Genomic DNA, 16,129 nt, shown 5'->3' with positions numbered 1-16,129 from the left:
GGTCAGATGTTCAGCACGTCGAGGAAGCGCGGGGTGGCGCTCTCGTCGATCTTCAGGCTGGTGAAGTCGAACAGGTTGCGGTCGGCCAATTGCGACGGCGCGACGTTCTGCAGGGCGCGGAAGATGCTCTCGGTACGGCCAGGGTGCTTGCGCTCCCACTCCACCAGCATGTCCTTGACCACCTGGCGCTGCAGGTTTTCCTGCGAGCCGCACAGGTTGCACGGGATGATCGGGAATTCCTTCATGTCCGAGTAGGCCTGGATGTCCTTCTCGCTGCAGTAGGCCAGCGGGCGGATCACCACGTTGCGCCCGTCATCGGCGCGCAGCTTCGGCGGCATGCCCTTGAGCGCGCCGTTGAAGAACATGTTGAGGAAGAAGGTCTCGACGATGTCGTCGCGGTGGTGCCCCAGGGCCATCTTGGTCGCGCCGATCTCGTCGGCGAAGGTGTACAGGGTGCCGCGGCGCAGGCGCGAGCACAGCGAGCAGGTAGTCTTGCCCTCGGGCACCAGCTCCTTGACCACCGAGTAGGTGTCCTTCTCGACGATGTGGTACTCGACGCCCAGTTCCTTGAGGTAGGCCGGCAGCACGTGCTCGGGGAAGCCCGGCTGCTTCTGGTCCATGTTCACCGCGACGATCTCGAACTTGATCGGCGCCACCTTCTGCAGGTGCAACAGAACGTCGAGCATGGTGTAGCTGTCCTTGCCGCCGGACAGGCAGACCATGACCTTGTCGCCATCCTCGATCATGTTGAAGTCGGTGATGGCTTCGCCGGCGAGGCGACGCAGGCGTTTTTGCAGTTTGTTCTGGTTGACCGAGAGGGTGCCCATAGCGCTTGGATCCGCGAGGTGTGACAAAAGCCGGCTATTTTACGCACAAACCGGGCGACGCAGTAGGTGAATCCGATAAAGACTTCAAGGGAATCAACAACCGTCCTGACAGCGCGATTTGCTCTAAAAAGCCGGTTTTGTGCGGGAATCCGCTTCCTATACTGCGACATAAGGCCACATTGGCGCAGCACCTGGTGTCCTGGCCTCGGGCCATAGGCGCTCCATCCGGGGGGCGTTTGGCAACGACGATAGGAGTGACCCGTATGATTCATCACGTTGTTGGGCTGTTCACCCACCCCGACCAGGAGTGGCGGGAGATTCGTGGCGAGGATGAAAGCATCAGCCACATGTACCTGACACACACGCTGATCCTGGCGGCGATCCCCGCCGTGTCGGCGTTCATCGGCACCACCCAGGTCGGCTGGGTGATCGGCGAGCGGCCAGCCGTGATGCTGACCATGGAAAGCGCATTGTGGATGAGCATCATGTCCTACCTGGCGATGCTCGCAGGCGTGGCGGTGATGGGCGCCTTCATCCACTGGATGGCGCGCACCTACGACGCCAACCCGAGTATGGCGCAGTGCATCGCCTTTGCCACCTACACCGCCACCCCGCTGTTCATCGGCGGCCTTGCGGCGCTGTACCCGCACCTGTGGCTGGGCATGCTGATCGGCACGGCGGCGATCTGCTACACCGTGTACCTGCTGTATGTCGGCTTGCCGACCTTCATGAACATACCGTCGGATGAAGGCTTCCTGTTCTCCAGCTCGGTGCTGGCGGTGGGCCTCGTGGTTCTGGTGGCGATCATGGCCGCGACCGTGATCATCTGGGGACTGGGCGTGGGGCCCGTCTATACCAACTGAACGCATACCAACCAGATCCAACCAACACTGGGGCATCACCGAGGCCGCCGCAAGGCGGCCTCGCTTCGTGTGCCTGACCGGCGGCTCGGCAGCCGCCCGTTGCCTGCGGCATAATGCCCGGTCAGGAGAACTACCCCGCCATGCCCGAGCTGCTCAGACAACGCGTCGAAACCTGTTACCAGCAAGCCGAAACCTTCTTCAAACGCCCCTTCCCGCGCCCGCAGGTCAGCTTCAAGCTGCGCGGACAGAAGGCCGGCGTCGCCCACCTGCACGAGAACCTGCTGCGCTTCAACCTGCAACTGTACCGCGAGAACGCCGAAGACTTCCTGCGCCAGACCGTGGCCCACGAGGTCGCCCACCTGATCGCCCACCAGCTGTTCGGCGAGCGCATCCAGGCCCATGGCGAGGAGTGGCAGTTGATCATGCGCGGGGTGTACGAGCTGCCGCCGAACCGCTGCCACAACTACGAAGTGCAGCGGCGCGTGGCGACACGCTACATCTACCGTTGCCCGTGCCCGGAAAGCGATTTCCCGTTCACCGCCCAACGCCACAAGCTGGTGCGCCAGGGGCGGCGCTACCTGTGCCGGCGCTGCCGGGAGATCCTGGTGTACAGCGGCGAAACACGGGTCGAATAATCGTCAACGCATGAAAAAGGCGACCCGAGGATCGCCTTTTCGCATTTCAACTCACGCTCAACGCGCCGGGCCTTCGGCCACGCCCAGGTCGTCGGTCGGACGGGTGTCGATCAGCGGCGAGCCGCCAGACGCCAGTTCGGCCTGCAGGGTGTCGGTGTCCAGCTCCTTGACCCACTTGGCCACGACCACGGTGGCCACGGCGTTGCCGATCAGGTTGGTCAGGGCGCGGGCTTCGGACATGAAGCGGTCGATACCCAGGATCAGCGCCAGGCCGGCAACCGGCAGGTGGCCGACGGCCGACAGGGTGGCGGCCAGGACGATGAAGCCGGAACCTGTGACGCCCGCGGCACCCTTGGAGGCCACCAGCAGCACCAGCAGCAGGGTGATCTGGTGGGTGATGTCCATGGTGGTGTCGGTGGCCTGGGCGATGAACACCGCGGCCATGGTCAGGTAGATCGAGGTACCGTCCAGGTTGAACGAGTAGCCGGTCGGGATCACCAGGCCAACCACCGATTTCTTCGCGCCCAGGCGCTCCATCTTGGCCAGCATGCGCGGCAGGGCCGACTCCGAGGACGAGGTGCCCAGTACGATCAGCAGCTCTTCACGGATGTAGCGGATCAGCTTGATGACGCTGAAACCATGGGCGCGGCAGATACCGCCCAGCACCACCAGGACGAACAGCAGGCAAGTGATGTAGAAGCAGGCCATCAGGTAGCCCAGTTGCACCAGCGAACCCACGCCGTACTGGCCGATGGTGAAGGCCATGGCACCGAAGGCGCCGATCGGGGCCAGCTTCATGATCATGTTGATGATGTTGAACATGACATGGGCGAAGCGGTCGATCAGGTCCAGCACCGGCTTGCCGTAGCTGCCCAGGCGGTGCAAGGCGAAGCCGAACAGCACCGAGAACATCAGCACTTGCAGGATGTCGCCGTTGGCGAAGGCGCCGACCACGGTGTTGGGGATGACATTGAGCAGGAAGCCGACGGTGGTCTGCTGCGCGCCGGCGGCGGCATAGGCAGCCACGCTGCTGGCGTTGAGGGTGCTGACGTCGACGTGCATGCCGGCGCCCGGCTGCACCACGTTGACTACCACCAGGCCGATGATCAGGGCGATGGTTGAGACGATCTCGAAGTACAGCAGCGCGTAACCGCCGGTCTTGCCGACCGACTTCATGCTTTGCATGCCCGCGATGCCGCTGACCACGGTGCAGAAGATGATCGGCGCGATGACCATCTTGATCAGCTTGACGAAGCCGTCACCCAAGGGTTTGAGGGCTACGCCGGTTTCTGGGTAGTAGTGGCCGAGCAGGATACCGATGGTGATCGCGACGATCACCTGGACATACAGCGATTTGTACAGCGGCTGACGAGTCGTCATGGCTAGTTTTTCCTCAAGTGGGCCGGCGCATCCTTCCCAGGATGTCGGGGCACCTGAATCGCGAACCCTCCTGTACCCGGAGGGATTTGTCGTTGTGTTCGAGCGCCTGGGCAGGCCTCTGCCAGGTGAATAGCAAGGGCGATGCCAAAGTGCCCGCTCGAGGTGCACAGCCAATGATTACAGGGTGTGAATGCCCTGGGACGGGGCGTAATAGCCGGTAGGAAATGGCGGATTTCCGCCCGATGGCGGAAATCGTACAGGGCTGGTTGGCGGATTTCCGCCCAGCGCGCATCCTGTAGGAGCGGCTTTAGCCGCGAAGTCAGCGACGCGGTGCATGGCACCGGCTGTGCCGGTGATCGCGGCTAAAGCCGCTCCTACAAGTCTTGCGCGATTTCAATCGAGCCGGAAAGCGATGCGGAACGCAGCCCCGCCCAATTCGGAGTCGCCCAGGCTCAACTCGGCGTCATAGCTGTCGATGATGTCCTTGACCACCGCCAGGCCGATCCCCTGCCCGGGGTGCTGGCGGTCCAGCCGCTCGCCGCGCTCGAGAATGCGCTCACGCTGGTCAGGCGGCACGCCCGGGCCGTCGTCCTCGATCCACAGCTCCAGTTGCCCCGGCGCTTCGCGCAGGCTGACCCGCACCTGCCCCAGGCACAACCGGTAGGCGTTCTCCAGCAGGTTGCCGAGCAGCTCGAGCAAGGCCCCCTGCTCCATCGGCACCCGCGCATCGGCCGGGAGATCGAAACCGACCTCGACGCGTTTGTCGCGATAGACCTTGGCCAAGGTGCTGCACAGGCTGTCGAGCAACGGCTTGAGCTCGACCTGGTGCTTCACCAGGCCACTCTTGCGCAGGCTGGCGCGTTGCAATTGGTAGTCGATCTGCTGGCTCATGCGCTCGATCTGGCTTTGCAGCACCCGCGCCTGCTCGCGGTCGCCCTGCTCCATGCTCTCGCCCACGCCCTGCAGCACCGCCAGCGGGGTCTTCAGGCTATGGGCCAGGTCGTCGAGCGAGTCGCGGTAGCGCTGGCGCTGCTCGCGCTCGCTGCGCAGCAGGCGGTTGAGCGAGCCGGTCAGGCGCAGCAGCTCGCGTGGATGTTCACGGCTGAGCCCATCCCGCGCGCCGCTCTCCACGTCATCCAGCTCGGAGCTAAGCCGGCGCAGCGAGCGCAGGCCCCAGGTCAGGCCGGCCCACAGCAGCACCATCAGCGCCAGCAGCGCCGCGCCGAAGCCGAAGTAGAGTTTCTCGCGCAGGCCATTGAGGGTGTCCTGGTATTCGCGGACCGGTTGCAGGGCGACGATGCTGAACGCCGCGCTCTTGCCGCCAAGCAGCTTGACCTCGACGTCATAGACGAAGAACTCCTCGCCGTCGTCCTGGTGAATACGCGCGAATTCGTTGCCACGCCCGTCATAGCGCGGGTGGTAGTTGATGTTGCGGTTGCGCGTGGCCCGCGACTGCCACACCAGCTTGCCCTGGCGGTCGAAGATGTAGCCGAGCAGGCCTGTATACGGCAGGTTGAAGCGTTCGTCCGGCAGCAGCGCCGGCATCTGCAGCTGGCCATGCTCGATGCGCGCAGCGGAAATCAGCGTGGTCACGTCCGAGGCCAGGCGTTGCTCGATGGACTCCTGCAACGCCAGGCTGAAGGCCTTCTGCAACGCCGGCAGCAGCGCCAGCATGAACAGCAGCGCCAGCAACGCCGCCGCCAGCATCAGGCGCACCCGCAGCGAGCGGATCATCGGCAGCGCTCGGTGAACAGGTAGCCCAGGCCACGCACGGTATCGATCGGCTTGAAGCCGTTGTCGCCCTCGAGCTTGCGGCGCAGGCGGCCGACCAGCACCTCGATGACATTCGGGTCGCGCTCCTCGTCGTCCGGGTACAGCTGTTCCATCAGCCGGTCCTTGGCCACCACCTGCTGGTGATGACGCATGAGGTACTCGAGGATGCGGTATTCGTAGGCGGTCAGCGCCAGCGGCTGCTCGTCCAGGGTGGCCTGCTTGCGGTTGAGGTCGAGCACCAGCGGGCCGGCGGCGATGGTCGACTGGGTGAAGCCGCTGGAGCGGCGCAGCAAGGCGTTCAGGCGCGCCTCCAGCTCTTCGAACTGGAACGGCTTGACCACGTAATCGTCAGCGCCGGCGGCCAGGCCCTCGACCTTGTCCTGCCAGTTGCCACGGGCGGTGAGGATCAGGATCGGGAAGGTCTGGCCAAGGTTGCGCAACTGACGGATCAGGTCCAGCCCGCTCATGCCCGGCAGGCCCAGGTCGATCACCGCCAGGTCATGGTTGTACTGCTCGGCCTGGTACAAGGCTTCCTCGGCGTTGGCCACCGCCTGCACCACATGGCCGCCCTCGCCGAGGCGGGTGAACAGGTGATGACGCAGCAGCGCCTCGTCCTCGACCACCAGCAATTTCATGCAGTTCTCCTTTGAATAGCGAATGCCTGTACCGGCCTCATCGCGGGGCAAGCCCGCTCCCACGGGTCATGCACTCCTCGCGATAAGGCCGGTACAGGATAACAGCGACCTCAGAACTTGTAGCTTGCCGCCAGGTAGGTCTGCGCGCTGCTGGTCAGGCGCAGGGTGCCGTCCTTCGGCCCGCCGTGGGCGCCGATCTCGGTGGCGGCGTTGCTGCGCAGGTAACGGTAGCCCATCTCCACCGAGGCCTTGTCGGTGATTTCCTGGATCACGCCGGCCTGCAGGCCCACGGCATAGCCGTAGTCGGTGTCGCGGCTGGCGCCCGGCGAGTCCTGGGTCAGCTTGGTCATGCCCAGGGTGCCGCCACCGAACAGCTTGGTGGTATCACCCACCGGCAGGAACAGGTCGTAGCTGCCGAGCAGGTTTTCCTGGCGCAGCTTGACGCCGCTGTGATCGCCCGAGACGTTGTCGTAGGTCATGTAGTAGCGGCCCTGGTCGTTGATCTTGCCCAGGCGCACGCCCCAGGTGCTGTCCTTGCCGATGATGCCGTCGGCATTCAGGCCGTCGGTGTTGCGTTGCAACAGGCCGGACTTGCGCACTTTGTCGCTGGTCTGGCCGTAGGTCAGGCTGGCGAAGTTGTCATCGGCCTGGGCGGCGGTGGTGAGGCCGGCGGCGCAAACCGCCATGGCGGCGATCAGGGTATTGAGCGTTTTCATGGTTCAGGTACTCCGGGTTGGATGCGTTGTTTCTGTCTGGGGACTAGAGTAGGGAGGGCGCCCTGAACCCCTGCTGAACCCGGCCTGAACCTGGGCTGAACGAACCGAACAAGGAGCTCGACCATGCGTACCCTGCTTGCACTGGCCCTGTTGTGCGGCGCCACCCTCGCCCAGGCGGCGGTGCAGACCCGCGAGATCCCCTACCAGGATGCCGATGGCAACCGCCTGATCGGCTACTACGCCTACGACGACGCCGTCGAGGGCAAGCGCCCAGGCGTGGTGGTGGTGCATGAATGGTGGGGGCTGAACGACTACGCCAAGCGCCGCGCCCGCGACCTTGCGGCGCTGGGCTACAACGCCCTGGCCATCGACATGTACGGCGACGGCAAGAACACCGAGCACCCCGCCGATGCCCAGGCGTTCATGGCCGCGGCGATGAAGGACCCAGCGGCCGCCGCCCGGCGCTTCGATGCCGGGCTGGAGCTGCTGAAGATCCAGCCCAACACCAACAAGCACCAGCTGGCGGCCATCGGCTACTGCTTTGGCGGCAAGGTGGTGCTGGACGCGGCGCGCCGCGGTGAGAAGCTCGACGGCGTGGTGAGCTTCCATGGCGCGCTGGTGACCCAGACGCCGGCCAAGCCGGGGGTGATCCGGGCCAAGATCCTGGTGGAGCATGGCGAGGCCGACAGTATGGTCACCCCAGAGCAGGTCGCGGCGTTCAAGGCGGAGATGGATGCGGTCAACGCCGACTACAAGTTCGTCGGGATCCCGGGGGCCAAGCATGGCTTCACCAACCCGGATGCCGACCGCTTGAGCCATGGCGAGCATGGCGGGCCGGATATCGGCTATGACAAGGCGGCGGATGAAAGCTCATGGAAGGATATGCAGGCGTTCCTGAAGGATGCGCTCGACTGATGATCGCCGGGGCCGCTTTGCGGCCCTTTCGCCGGCAAGCCGGCTCCCACAAAGATGGCGACGCCCCCTGTGGGAGCCGGCTCGCCGGCGAAAGGGCTGCGCAGCAGCCCCAAAATCTGTGCTCCACCACCAGCCACCAGGCTGGCACAATACCCGCCATGAACAGACTCCCCACCTGCTGCGCCCCGCTCCAGCACCATTGGCCCCTGCCACGCCCGGTCCCTGGCGCGGTGCTGGTCAGCTGCGCCTTCGATCCGGCCAATCTCGCGCCGGACGACTTCCAGCGCGCCGGCATCGAACAGACCGCCAGCCTGCAACGCTCGGTGGCCAAGCGCCAGGCCGAGTACCTGGCCGGTCGGGTCTGCGCCCGCGAGGCGCTACGGATACTCGACGGTCGCAGCTACGCTCCCGCCCCTCATGAAGACCGCTCGCCCATCTGGCCCGCCGGCATCCACGGTTCGATCACCCACGGCCAGGGCTGGGCCGCCGCCGTGGTGGCTACCGACGGCCAATGCCGCGGCTTGGGGCTGGACCAGGAAACCCTGCTCGGCGAGGACCGCGCCGAACGCCTCGCCGGGGAGATCCTCACCCCCGCGGAACTCGAACGCCTGGACCGCAGCCAACAGGCCCTGGCCGTGACCCTGACCTTCTCGCTCAAGGAAAGCCTGTTCAAGACGCTCTACCCGCTGACGAAAAAGCGCTTCTATTTCGAGCACGCCGAACTGCTGGAATGGTCCGCCGACGGCCACGCCCGCCTGCGCCTGCTCACCGACCTGTCGGCCGAGTGGCACCACGGCGTCGAGCTGGATGGCCAGTTCTGCCTGCAGGACGGCCATCTGCTCAGCCTGATCAGCGTTTAGTCGCGTGGCTGCTCCCGCGGCCAGCTCAGGCTGAAACACGCCCCGCCCAACTGCTCGCTGTGCCCGACCAGGGCGCGGCCGCCGTGCCAGTAGATGATCCGCCGCACGATCGACAGCCCCAGGCCATGCCCGCCCGAGGCCCGGGTGCGGCTGTCGTCGAGGCGGGTGAAGGGGGTGAAGATACGGTGCCACACGCCCTCGGGAATCCCGGGGCCGTCGTCCTCCACATCGATGCGGCAACGTTGCTGTCCCAGGTGATAGCTCACGCGCACTTCGGACTCGGCATGGCGCATGGCATTGCGCACCAGGTTCTGCAGGGCCCGGTGCAGGTAGCGCGGCTCGGCCTCGACCCGGGCGTCGCCGCCGTCGAGCCCGTGGCATTCGCCACGCACCACCCGCACCTCGGCGCGCAGCGGCGCCAGCTCCTCGATCACCCGCGCCAGCAGTTCGTCCAGGTCCACCACCTGGAAATGCAGGGCCGGCGCGCCCTGCTCCAGGCGGGCGTAGGTCAGCATTTCGTCGACCAGCTTGTCCAAGTCCTGGATATCACCGTCCATGCCCGCCAGGTGCTTGGCCCGGGCCTCGTCGCTGCCGGCGCTCTCGATCATCTCCAGGCCGAAGCGCAGCCGCGCCACCGGGGTGCGCAGCTCGTGGGACACCGCCCGCACCAGCTCGCGCTGCATGGTCAATGAACGCTGCAGATGCTCGGCCATGCCGTTGAAGGCCTCGGCCAGGCGCCCCACCGAGTCGGCATCGCCGGCCGGCACCCGGGTGTCGAGGCTGCCCTGGGCGATACGCGTGGCCGCCACCTCCAGGCCCGACACTCGCCGCTCCAGCTGGCGCACCAGCAGGTAGACCACCAGGCCGATCAGGCACAGGCCGAGAAAGGCGATCAGGATCAGCAACTGCGGCGGATAGGGATTGAGCTGATACAACGGGCCGATCTCCAGCACCCAGGGCGAACCGGACAGCCCCGAGAACACGCGAATCGAATCACCGTCCCTGCCCAGGGCCATCACCGTATCGCCCTCCTCCACCCGACGGCGCTGGTCGTCGTCCAGGGCGGCGCGCTCGATGCGCTGCAAGGCGATGTCGAAACCGAAGCCCTTGCTCTGCCGTAGCTGCGCCAGGCGCGCCTGCTGCTCGGTCACCGGGTAGCGCACCAGCTCGTCGGCCAACAGATAAAGGGTGGCGCGGGCCAGCTGCTCACTGATCTGCTTGACCTCGGCCACCAGCAGCAGGTCCTCGTGGCCAACCCGGCGCAGCACCCGGGCGGCATGCGGGCCGGTCTTCTCCACCACCACCAGGTCTCGGTACAGGCGCGCCCGCTGCCCGCCGTCGAGGGTAAAGGCCGACAGCGGTTGCAGGTCCAGCGGCACGCCGAGCAGGCGCTCCCAGATCACCAGCGAACGGGTGCGCTCCACCGCGTTCTGCTGCGCCAGGTTGTCGGCCATCAGGCTGAAGGTGCCCTGGGCCAGGCGCTCGCGGTGCTGGCCGGCGCGGATCTCGTTGAGCAGGTGCAGGCTCAGCACACCGAGCACGGCCACCAGCACCAGCACCGCGAGCATGCCGCCATAGATGCGCAGGAAGATCGAGTTCATGGCGCCTCGCCGACGAACAGGTAGCCCTTGCTGCGCAGGGTCTTGATCAGCCGCGGGGTGATCGGGTCGTCGCCGATCTTGGGTCGGATCTTGGAGATGCGCACATCGATGGAGCGATCCTGGCCGTCGTAGCCGACGCCGCGCAGCGAGGTGAAGATCTCCTCGCGGGACAGCACGCGTCCGGCGTTGCTGGCCAGCAGCCAGAGCAGGTCGAATTCGGCGCCGGTCAGGTCGACCAACTGGCCGTGCAGGCGTGCCTCGCGCTGGCGGCTGTCTATATGCAGGGGACCGAAGGTCAGGTCCTGGCGGCGCTCCGGGGCGTCGCTGCGGCGCAGCAGAGCATTGATACGTGCCAGCAGCACGCGCGGGCGCACCGGCTTGCATACGTAGTCGTCGGCGCCCAGGTCCAGACCCTGGATCTGGTCGAGCTCGTCGCTGCGCGCGGTGAGCATGAGGATGGGGCCTGCGTACTGGCCGCGCACGCGGCGGCAGATGCTCAGGCCGTCTTCGCCGGGCAGCATCAGGTCGAGGATCACCAGGTCCGGCTGGCTGTCGATGATACGCCGCGCGGCGCGGCCACCGTCGCCCTCCACCGCCACTTCGAAGCCGTTGGCCTGGAGGTATTCGGCAGTCAGTTCGGCCAGGCGCTGGTCGTCCTCGACGATCAGGATGCGGTTGATTGGCTGGTCCATGGCCTCTCCCTTGTGTGCTGGTCTTTTATTGTTGTTTTGCGTTGTCCGCAGCGGCCTCATCGCCGGCAAGCCGGCTCCCACAACAGCCGCGCCGTACCTGTGGGAGCCGGCTTGCCGGCGATGAGGCCGGTGCAGGCAATGTAAATGCCTGATCCTACGGGTATTCCCTTTCACCAAAGCGCAACATCAGCCCCGGATACTACGTCCCGCCCCCACCCCTGCCAACCACCGCAAACAGCCCTCGACTGAACCGTTTTTTGTGATAGGGTGCGCGCCCTAAAAAATCTTCGCGGCGGCGTAGCACAGGCAAAAAATAGTGCAAACCTCTTGGGACAAGGCCTACAGCGAATACCCACGGATGACTCACAAAGTACCCACAAGTTATCCACAGGCGCCGACCTTGCAAAGCCCCATGGACCGCATTATCTTGTATCCCTATCGCAGCGAACCACTAGATATTGGGTTTTGCGCAAAATCACAAACACAAGTCAACAGGCAAATTCAAGCGAATTTACTGACTGAACTTAAGGTGATTTCAACAGCCAAACCGCTCCTGCGGAGGGCGACCGAGGCAAGCCGCAGACGGCCTTGTTCGGGTATGAGTGTTGCAGGCAATGCCCGCACTCATCAGCAACAGATTTTGGGTACGCCCAGAACCTTTGACTTCGGCCAGGGAGCGGCAGGTTACTGCCCCTAATTCCTGAGTCTGTCCCGAAGTCGGTAAGCCCGAGCGGGCGGATGCGTGTGCTTCACGCGCATCCCCGCCCGGGCCATCGAGCAAGTGGACGGAACGGTGGCGCCCGACAACGGCGCCTGAACAAACTAGAAACTGTGGAGACACCCACCCATGCAAACCGACACAACTCGCGAGAACCCGCAGGCCAAGGCGCCTCAGGCCGCCGATTCGAACCAGGATCTGGCCGCCACCGCCCCTGGCCAACTGCGCGTGATCAAGCGTAACGGCACTGTCGTCCCCTACACCGACGACAAGATCACCGTTGCCATCACCAAGGCGTTCCTCGCAGTTGAAGGCGGCACCGCCGCCGCCTCGTCGCGCATCCACGACACCGTCGCGCGCCTGACCGAGCAGGTCACCGCCACGTTCAAGCGTCGCATGCCATCGGGTGGCACCATCCACATCGAAGAAATCCAGGACCAGGTCGAACTGGCCCTGATGCGTGCCGGCGAGCAGAAAGTCGCCCGTGACTACGTCATCTACCGCGACCAGCGTGCCAAGGAGCGTGCCACCCGCTCCAACGCCGACAGCGTGGTCGAGCCGCACCCAAGCATCCGCATCACCCTGGCCGACGGCAGCCTGGCGCCGCTGGACATGGCGCGCCTGAACACCATCATCAGCGAAGCCTGCGAAGGCCTGGCCGAAGTCGATGGCGAGCTGATCCAGCGCGAAACCCTGAAGAACCTGTACGACGGCGTGGCCCTGAAGGACGTCAACACCGCCCTGGTGATGACCGCCCGTACCCTGGTCGAGCGCGAGCCGAACTACTCGTTCGTCACCGCCCGCCTGCTGATGGACACCCTGCGCGCCGAAGGCCTGGGCTTCCTCAACGTCGCCGACAGCGCCACCCACCACGAGATGGCCGACCTGTACGCCAAGGCCCTGCCGGCCTACGTCGAGAAAGGCGTCGAGTTCGAACTGCTCGACCCGGCGCTGAAAGGCTACGACCTGGAGCGCATGGGCAAGGCGATCAACCACGAGCGCGACCAGCAGTTCACCTACCTGGGCCTGCAGACCCTGTACGACCGCTACTTCATCCACAAGGATGGCGTGCGCTTCGAGCTGCCGCAGGTGTTCTTCATGCGCGTGGCCATGGGCCTGGCGCTGGAAGAGAAAGATAAAGAAGCCCGTGCGATCGAGTTCTACAACCTGTTGTCGTCCTTCGACTACATGGCCTCGACCCCGACCCTGTTCAACGCCGGCACCCTGCGTCCGCAGCTGTCGAGCTGCTACCTGACCACCGTGCCGGACGACCTGTCGGGCATCTACCACGCGATCCACGACAACGCCATGCTGTCGAAATTCGCCGGTGGCCTGGGCAACGACTGGACCCCGGTACGTGCCCTGGGCTCGTACATCAAGGGCACCAACGGCAAATCGCAAGGCGTCGTGCCGTTCCTGAAAGTGGTCAACGACACCGCCGTCGCCGTGAACCAGGGTGGCAAGCGCAAGGGCGCCGTATGCGCTTACCTGGAAACCTGGCACCTCGACATCGAAGAATTCATCGAGCTGCGCAAGAACACCGGTGATGACCGTCGTCGTACCCACGACATGAACACCGCCAACTGGATCCCTGACCTGTTCATGAAGCGCGTCTTCGATGACGGCAAGTGGACCCTGTTCTCGCCATCGGAAGTGCCTGATCTGCACGACCTGACCGGCAAGGCCTTCGAAGAGCGCTACGAGTACTACGAAGCCCTGACCGAGTACAACAAGATCAAGGTGTTCAAGACCATCCAGGCCAAAGACCTGTGGCGCAAGATGCTGTCGATGCTGTTCGAGACCGGCCACCCATGGTTGACCTTCAAGGACCCGTGCAACCTGCGCAGCCCGCAGCAGCACGTGGGCGTGGTCCACAGCTCGAACCTGTGCACCGAGATCACCCTGAACACCAACAAGGACGAGATCGCGGTCTGCAACCTGGGCTCGATCAACCTGCCGAACCACATCGTCGACGGCAAGCTGGACACTGCCAAGCTGCAACGCACCGTGAACACCGCCGTGCGCATGCTCGACAACGTGATCGACATCAACTACTACTCGGTGCCGCAAGCGCGTAACTCGAACTTCAAGCACCGCCCGGTCGGCTTAGGGATCATGGGCTTCCAGGACGCGCTGTACCTGCAGCACATCCCGTACGGCTCCGATGCTGCCGTCGAGTTCGCCGACAAGTCGATGGAAGCGGTCAGCTACTACGCGATCCAGGCTTCCTGCGACCTGGCCGACGAGCGCGGCGCCTACGAGACCTTCCAGGGTTCGCTGTGGTCCAAGGGCATCCTGCCGCTGGATTCGCAACAAATCCTGATCGAGGCCCGTGGCCAGAAGTACATCGACGTCGACCTGACCGAGAGCCTGGACTGGGCACCGGTGCGCGAGCGCGTACAAAAAGGTATTCGTAACTCGAACATCATGGCCATCGCGCCGACCGCGACCATCGCCAACATCACCGGCGTGTCGCAGTCCATCGAGCCGACCTACCAGAACCTGTACGTGAAATCGAACCTGTCGGGCGAATTCACCGTGATCAACCCGTACCTGGTCCGCGACCTCAAGGCCCGCGGCCTGTGGGACTCGGTGATGATCAACGACCTGAAGTACTACGATGGTTCCGTGCAGCAGATCGAGCGTATCCCGCAAGAGCTGAAAGACCTGTACGCCACCGCGTTCGAAGTCGAGACCAAGTGGATCGTCGATGCCGCCTCGCGTCGCCAGAAGTGGATCGACCAGGCCCAGTCGCTGAACCTGTACATCGCTGGCGCTTCGGGCAAGAAGCTGGACGTGACCTACCGCATGGCCTGGTACCGTGGTCTGAAGACCACCTACTACCTCCGTGCCCTGGCCGCGACCAGCACCGAGAAGTCGACCATCAACACCGGCAAGCTCAACGCCGTGTCGAGCGGCGGCGACAGCGCCCCGGTCCAGGCCGCGGGCCCAGCCCCGGTACCGAAGGCCTGCGCCATCGACGAGCCGGATTGCGAAGCCTGCCAATAAGGGCTGCGCAGAGGCTACCCCCGGGTAGCCTCTTTTCTGCGCCACGGCGCAGAACCCTGTGGGAGCTGGCTTGCCAGCGATGAGGCCGGCACTGCCAGCACCTCCCCACAGCCAGACATAACAAGCCGGGGCCCAACGCCCCGGTCAGCCCTCCCCGGGCACTCCAGATTTGCGTGCACCGCACCGCAACCAAGATCCACCGGCCATACTCATTGATGGCCCTCAAGCAGGAGATCTCACCATGCTGAGCTGGGACGAATTCGACAAAGAAGACGGCGAAGTCGCCGCCAAAGGCAACACCGCCGCACAGGCCGCTGCCACCACCACCCTCGACAAGCTCGACAGCGCCGGCGGTGCCGCCGCCCTGGAAGCCCGCGCCGCCACCGCCGCCGACTCCGACGCGGTCAAGCGCGCCAAGGCTGCCCTGGACGCCCTGGACATCGCCGAAGGCCTGGCCGAGCTGGAAGGCTCCTCGGCCCGCGTCGCCGTTGACGAAAAGCGCATGATCAACTGCCGCGCCGACCTCAACCAGCTGGTCCCGTTCAAGTACGACTGGGCCTGGCAGAAGTACCTCGACGGCTGCGCCAACCACTGGATGCCGCAAGAGGTCAACATGACCGCCGACATCGCCCTGTGGAAGAGCATGGACGGCCTGACCGAAGACGAGCGCCGCATCGTGATGCGCAACCTCGGCTTCTTCTCCACCGCCGACTCCCTGGTTGCCAACAACCTGGCCCTGGCCGTGTACCGCCTGATCACCAACCCCGAGTGCCGCCAGTACATCCTGCGCCAGGCCTTCGAAGAGGCGATCCACACCCACGCCTACCAGTACTGCATCGAGTCGCTGGGCATGGATGAAGGCGAGATCTTCAACATGTACCACGAGATCCCGTCGGTCGCGAAAAAAGCCGCCTGGGGCCTGAAGTACACCCGCGCCATCTCGGACCCGGAGTTCAACACCGGCACCGTCGAAACCGACAAAGAGCTGCTGCGCAACCTGATCGCTTACTACTGCGTACTGGAAGGCATCTTCTTCTACTGCGGCTTCACCCAGATCCTGTCGATGGGCCGCCGCAACAAGATGACCGGCGTCGCCGAGCAGTTCCAGTACATCCTGCGCGACGAGTCCATGCACCTGAACTTCGGCATCGACGTGATCAACCAGATCAAGATCGAGAACCCGCACCTGTGGGATGCCGCGATGAAGGAAGAGGCTACCCAGATGATCCTGCAGGGTACCCAGCTGGAGATCGAATATGCCCGTGACACCATGCCACGCGGCGTGCTGGGCATGAACGCGGCGATGATGGAGGATTACCTCAAGTTCATTGCCAACCGTCGACTGACCCAGATTGGGTTGAAGGAAGAGTATCCGGGGACTACTAACCCGTTCCCATGGATGAGCGAGATCATGGACTTGAAGAAGGAGAAGAACTTCTTTGAGACTCGTGTGATTGAGTATCAGACTGGTGGGGCGTTGAGCTGGGACTAAAAACTACGAGGCC

General features: G+C 64.5%; 13 protein-coding genes. 6 read left to right on the top strand and 7 right to left on the bottom strand.

What is annotated here, in order from left to right:
* Positions 1–2: 2 nt before the first annotated feature.
* Positions 3–827, bottom strand: a complete 825-nt coding sequence (ttcA, locus tag CCOS191_RS06530; RefSeq protein WP_023630777.1) for a tRNA 2-thiocytidine(32) synthetase TtcA — start codon at positions 825–827, stop codon at positions 3–5.
* A gap of 263 nt (positions 828–1,090) precedes the next feature.
* On the opposite strand from ttcA, the gene CCOS191_RS06525 reads away from it, so the two are divergent.
* A complete protein-coding gene (locus CCOS191_RS06525; RefSeq protein WP_023630778.1) occupies positions 1,091–1,690 on the top strand; it encodes a Yip1 family protein in 600 nt (199 codons plus the stop codon).
* 140 nt (positions 1,691–1,830) lie between these two features.
* On the top strand, positions 1,831–2,325 hold the full coding sequence (locus CCOS191_RS06520; RefSeq protein ID WP_046854519.1) for a SprT family zinc-dependent metalloprotease: 495 nt from the start codon (positions 1,831–1,833) through the stop codon (positions 2,323–2,325).
* Positions 2,326–2,382: 57 nt separating this feature from the next.
* Here CCOS191_RS06520 and CCOS191_RS06515 read toward each other — a convergent pair whose 3' ends face one another.
* The 4 genes from CCOS191_RS06515 to CCOS191_RS06500 all read right to left on the bottom strand — a co-directional run bounded on the left by CCOS191_RS06515 (position 2,383) and on the right by CCOS191_RS06500 (position 6,829).
* On the bottom strand, positions 2,383–3,705 hold the full coding sequence (locus CCOS191_RS06515; protein WP_023630780.1) for a dicarboxylate/amino acid:cation symporter: 1,323 nt from the start codon (positions 3,703–3,705) through the stop codon (positions 2,383–2,385).
* A gap of 393 nt (positions 3,706–4,098) precedes the next feature.
* Complete coding sequence (locus CCOS191_RS06510) at positions 4,099–5,439, bottom strand: ATP-binding protein (RefSeq protein WP_046854518.1); 1,341 nt, start codon at positions 5,437–5,439, stop codon at positions 4,099–4,101.
* Positions 5,436–6,113, bottom strand: coding sequence for a response regulator (locus CCOS191_RS06505; RefSeq protein ID WP_023632177.1), 678 nt, complete (start codon positions 6,111–6,113; stop codon positions 5,436–5,438). The genes CCOS191_RS06510 and CCOS191_RS06505 overlap by 4 nt, the downstream gene beginning before the upstream one ends.
* Before the next feature lie 110 nt (positions 6,114–6,223).
* Positions 6,224–6,829: an outer membrane beta-barrel protein gene (locus CCOS191_RS06500; protein WP_023632176.1), complete on the bottom strand. Its 606-nt coding sequence runs from the start codon at positions 6,827–6,829 to the stop codon at positions 6,224–6,226.
* A 123-nt stretch (positions 6,830–6,952) separates the two neighbouring features.
* Between CCOS191_RS06500 and CCOS191_RS06495 the strand changes: the two genes are divergently transcribed.
* Positions 6,953–7,744, top strand: a complete 792-nt coding sequence (locus CCOS191_RS06495) for a dienelactone hydrolase family protein (protein WP_046854517.1) — start codon at positions 6,953–6,955, stop codon at positions 7,742–7,744.
* A 158-nt stretch (positions 7,745–7,902) separates the two neighbouring features.
* On the top strand, positions 7,903–8,604 hold the full coding sequence (locus CCOS191_RS06490; protein ID WP_046854516.1) for a 4'-phosphopantetheinyl transferase family protein: 702 nt from the start codon (positions 7,903–7,905) through the stop codon (positions 8,602–8,604).
* On the opposite strand, the gene CCOS191_RS06485 is transcribed toward CCOS191_RS06490, so the two are convergent.
* Together CCOS191_RS06485 and CCOS191_RS06480 are read right to left on the bottom strand one after the other, a co-directional pair.
* Positions 8,601–10,205 (bottom strand): ATP-binding protein, encoded by a 1,605-nt coding sequence (locus CCOS191_RS06485; protein WP_023632361.1) that lies wholly within the window; start codon positions 10,203–10,205, stop codon positions 8,601–8,603. The genes CCOS191_RS06490 and CCOS191_RS06485 overlap by 4 nt on opposite strands.
* A complete protein-coding gene (locus tag CCOS191_RS06480; protein WP_038706632.1) occupies positions 10,202–10,897 on the bottom strand; it encodes a response regulator transcription factor in 696 nt (231 codons plus the stop codon). The genes CCOS191_RS06485 and CCOS191_RS06480 overlap by 4 nt, the downstream gene beginning before the upstream one ends.
* Before the next feature lie 847 nt (positions 10,898–11,744).
* Here CCOS191_RS06480 and CCOS191_RS06475 point away from each other — a divergent pair.
* The gene (locus tag CCOS191_RS06475; protein ID WP_038706633.1) at positions 11,745–14,624 is read left to right on the top strand and encodes a ribonucleoside-diphosphate reductase subunit alpha; all 2,880 of its coding nucleotides are present in this window, start codon (positions 11,745–11,747) and stop codon (positions 14,622–14,624) included.
* A 241-nt stretch (positions 14,625–14,865) separates the two neighbouring features.
* On the top strand, positions 14,866–16,116 hold the full coding sequence (locus tag CCOS191_RS06470; RefSeq protein WP_038706634.1) for a ribonucleotide-diphosphate reductase subunit beta: 1,251 nt from the start codon (positions 14,866–14,868) through the stop codon (positions 16,114–16,116).
* Positions 16,117–16,129: the final 13 nt, after the last annotated feature.

Source organism: Pseudomonas sp. CCOS 191 (genome assembly GCF_001007005.1).
GTDB classification, from domain to species: Bacteria; Pseudomonadota; Gammaproteobacteria; order Pseudomonadales; family Pseudomonadaceae; genus Aquipseudomonas; species Aquipseudomonas soli.
Note: the sequence above shows the minus strand (reverse complement) of the source record. Positions and strands in the feature narration are given on the sequence as shown.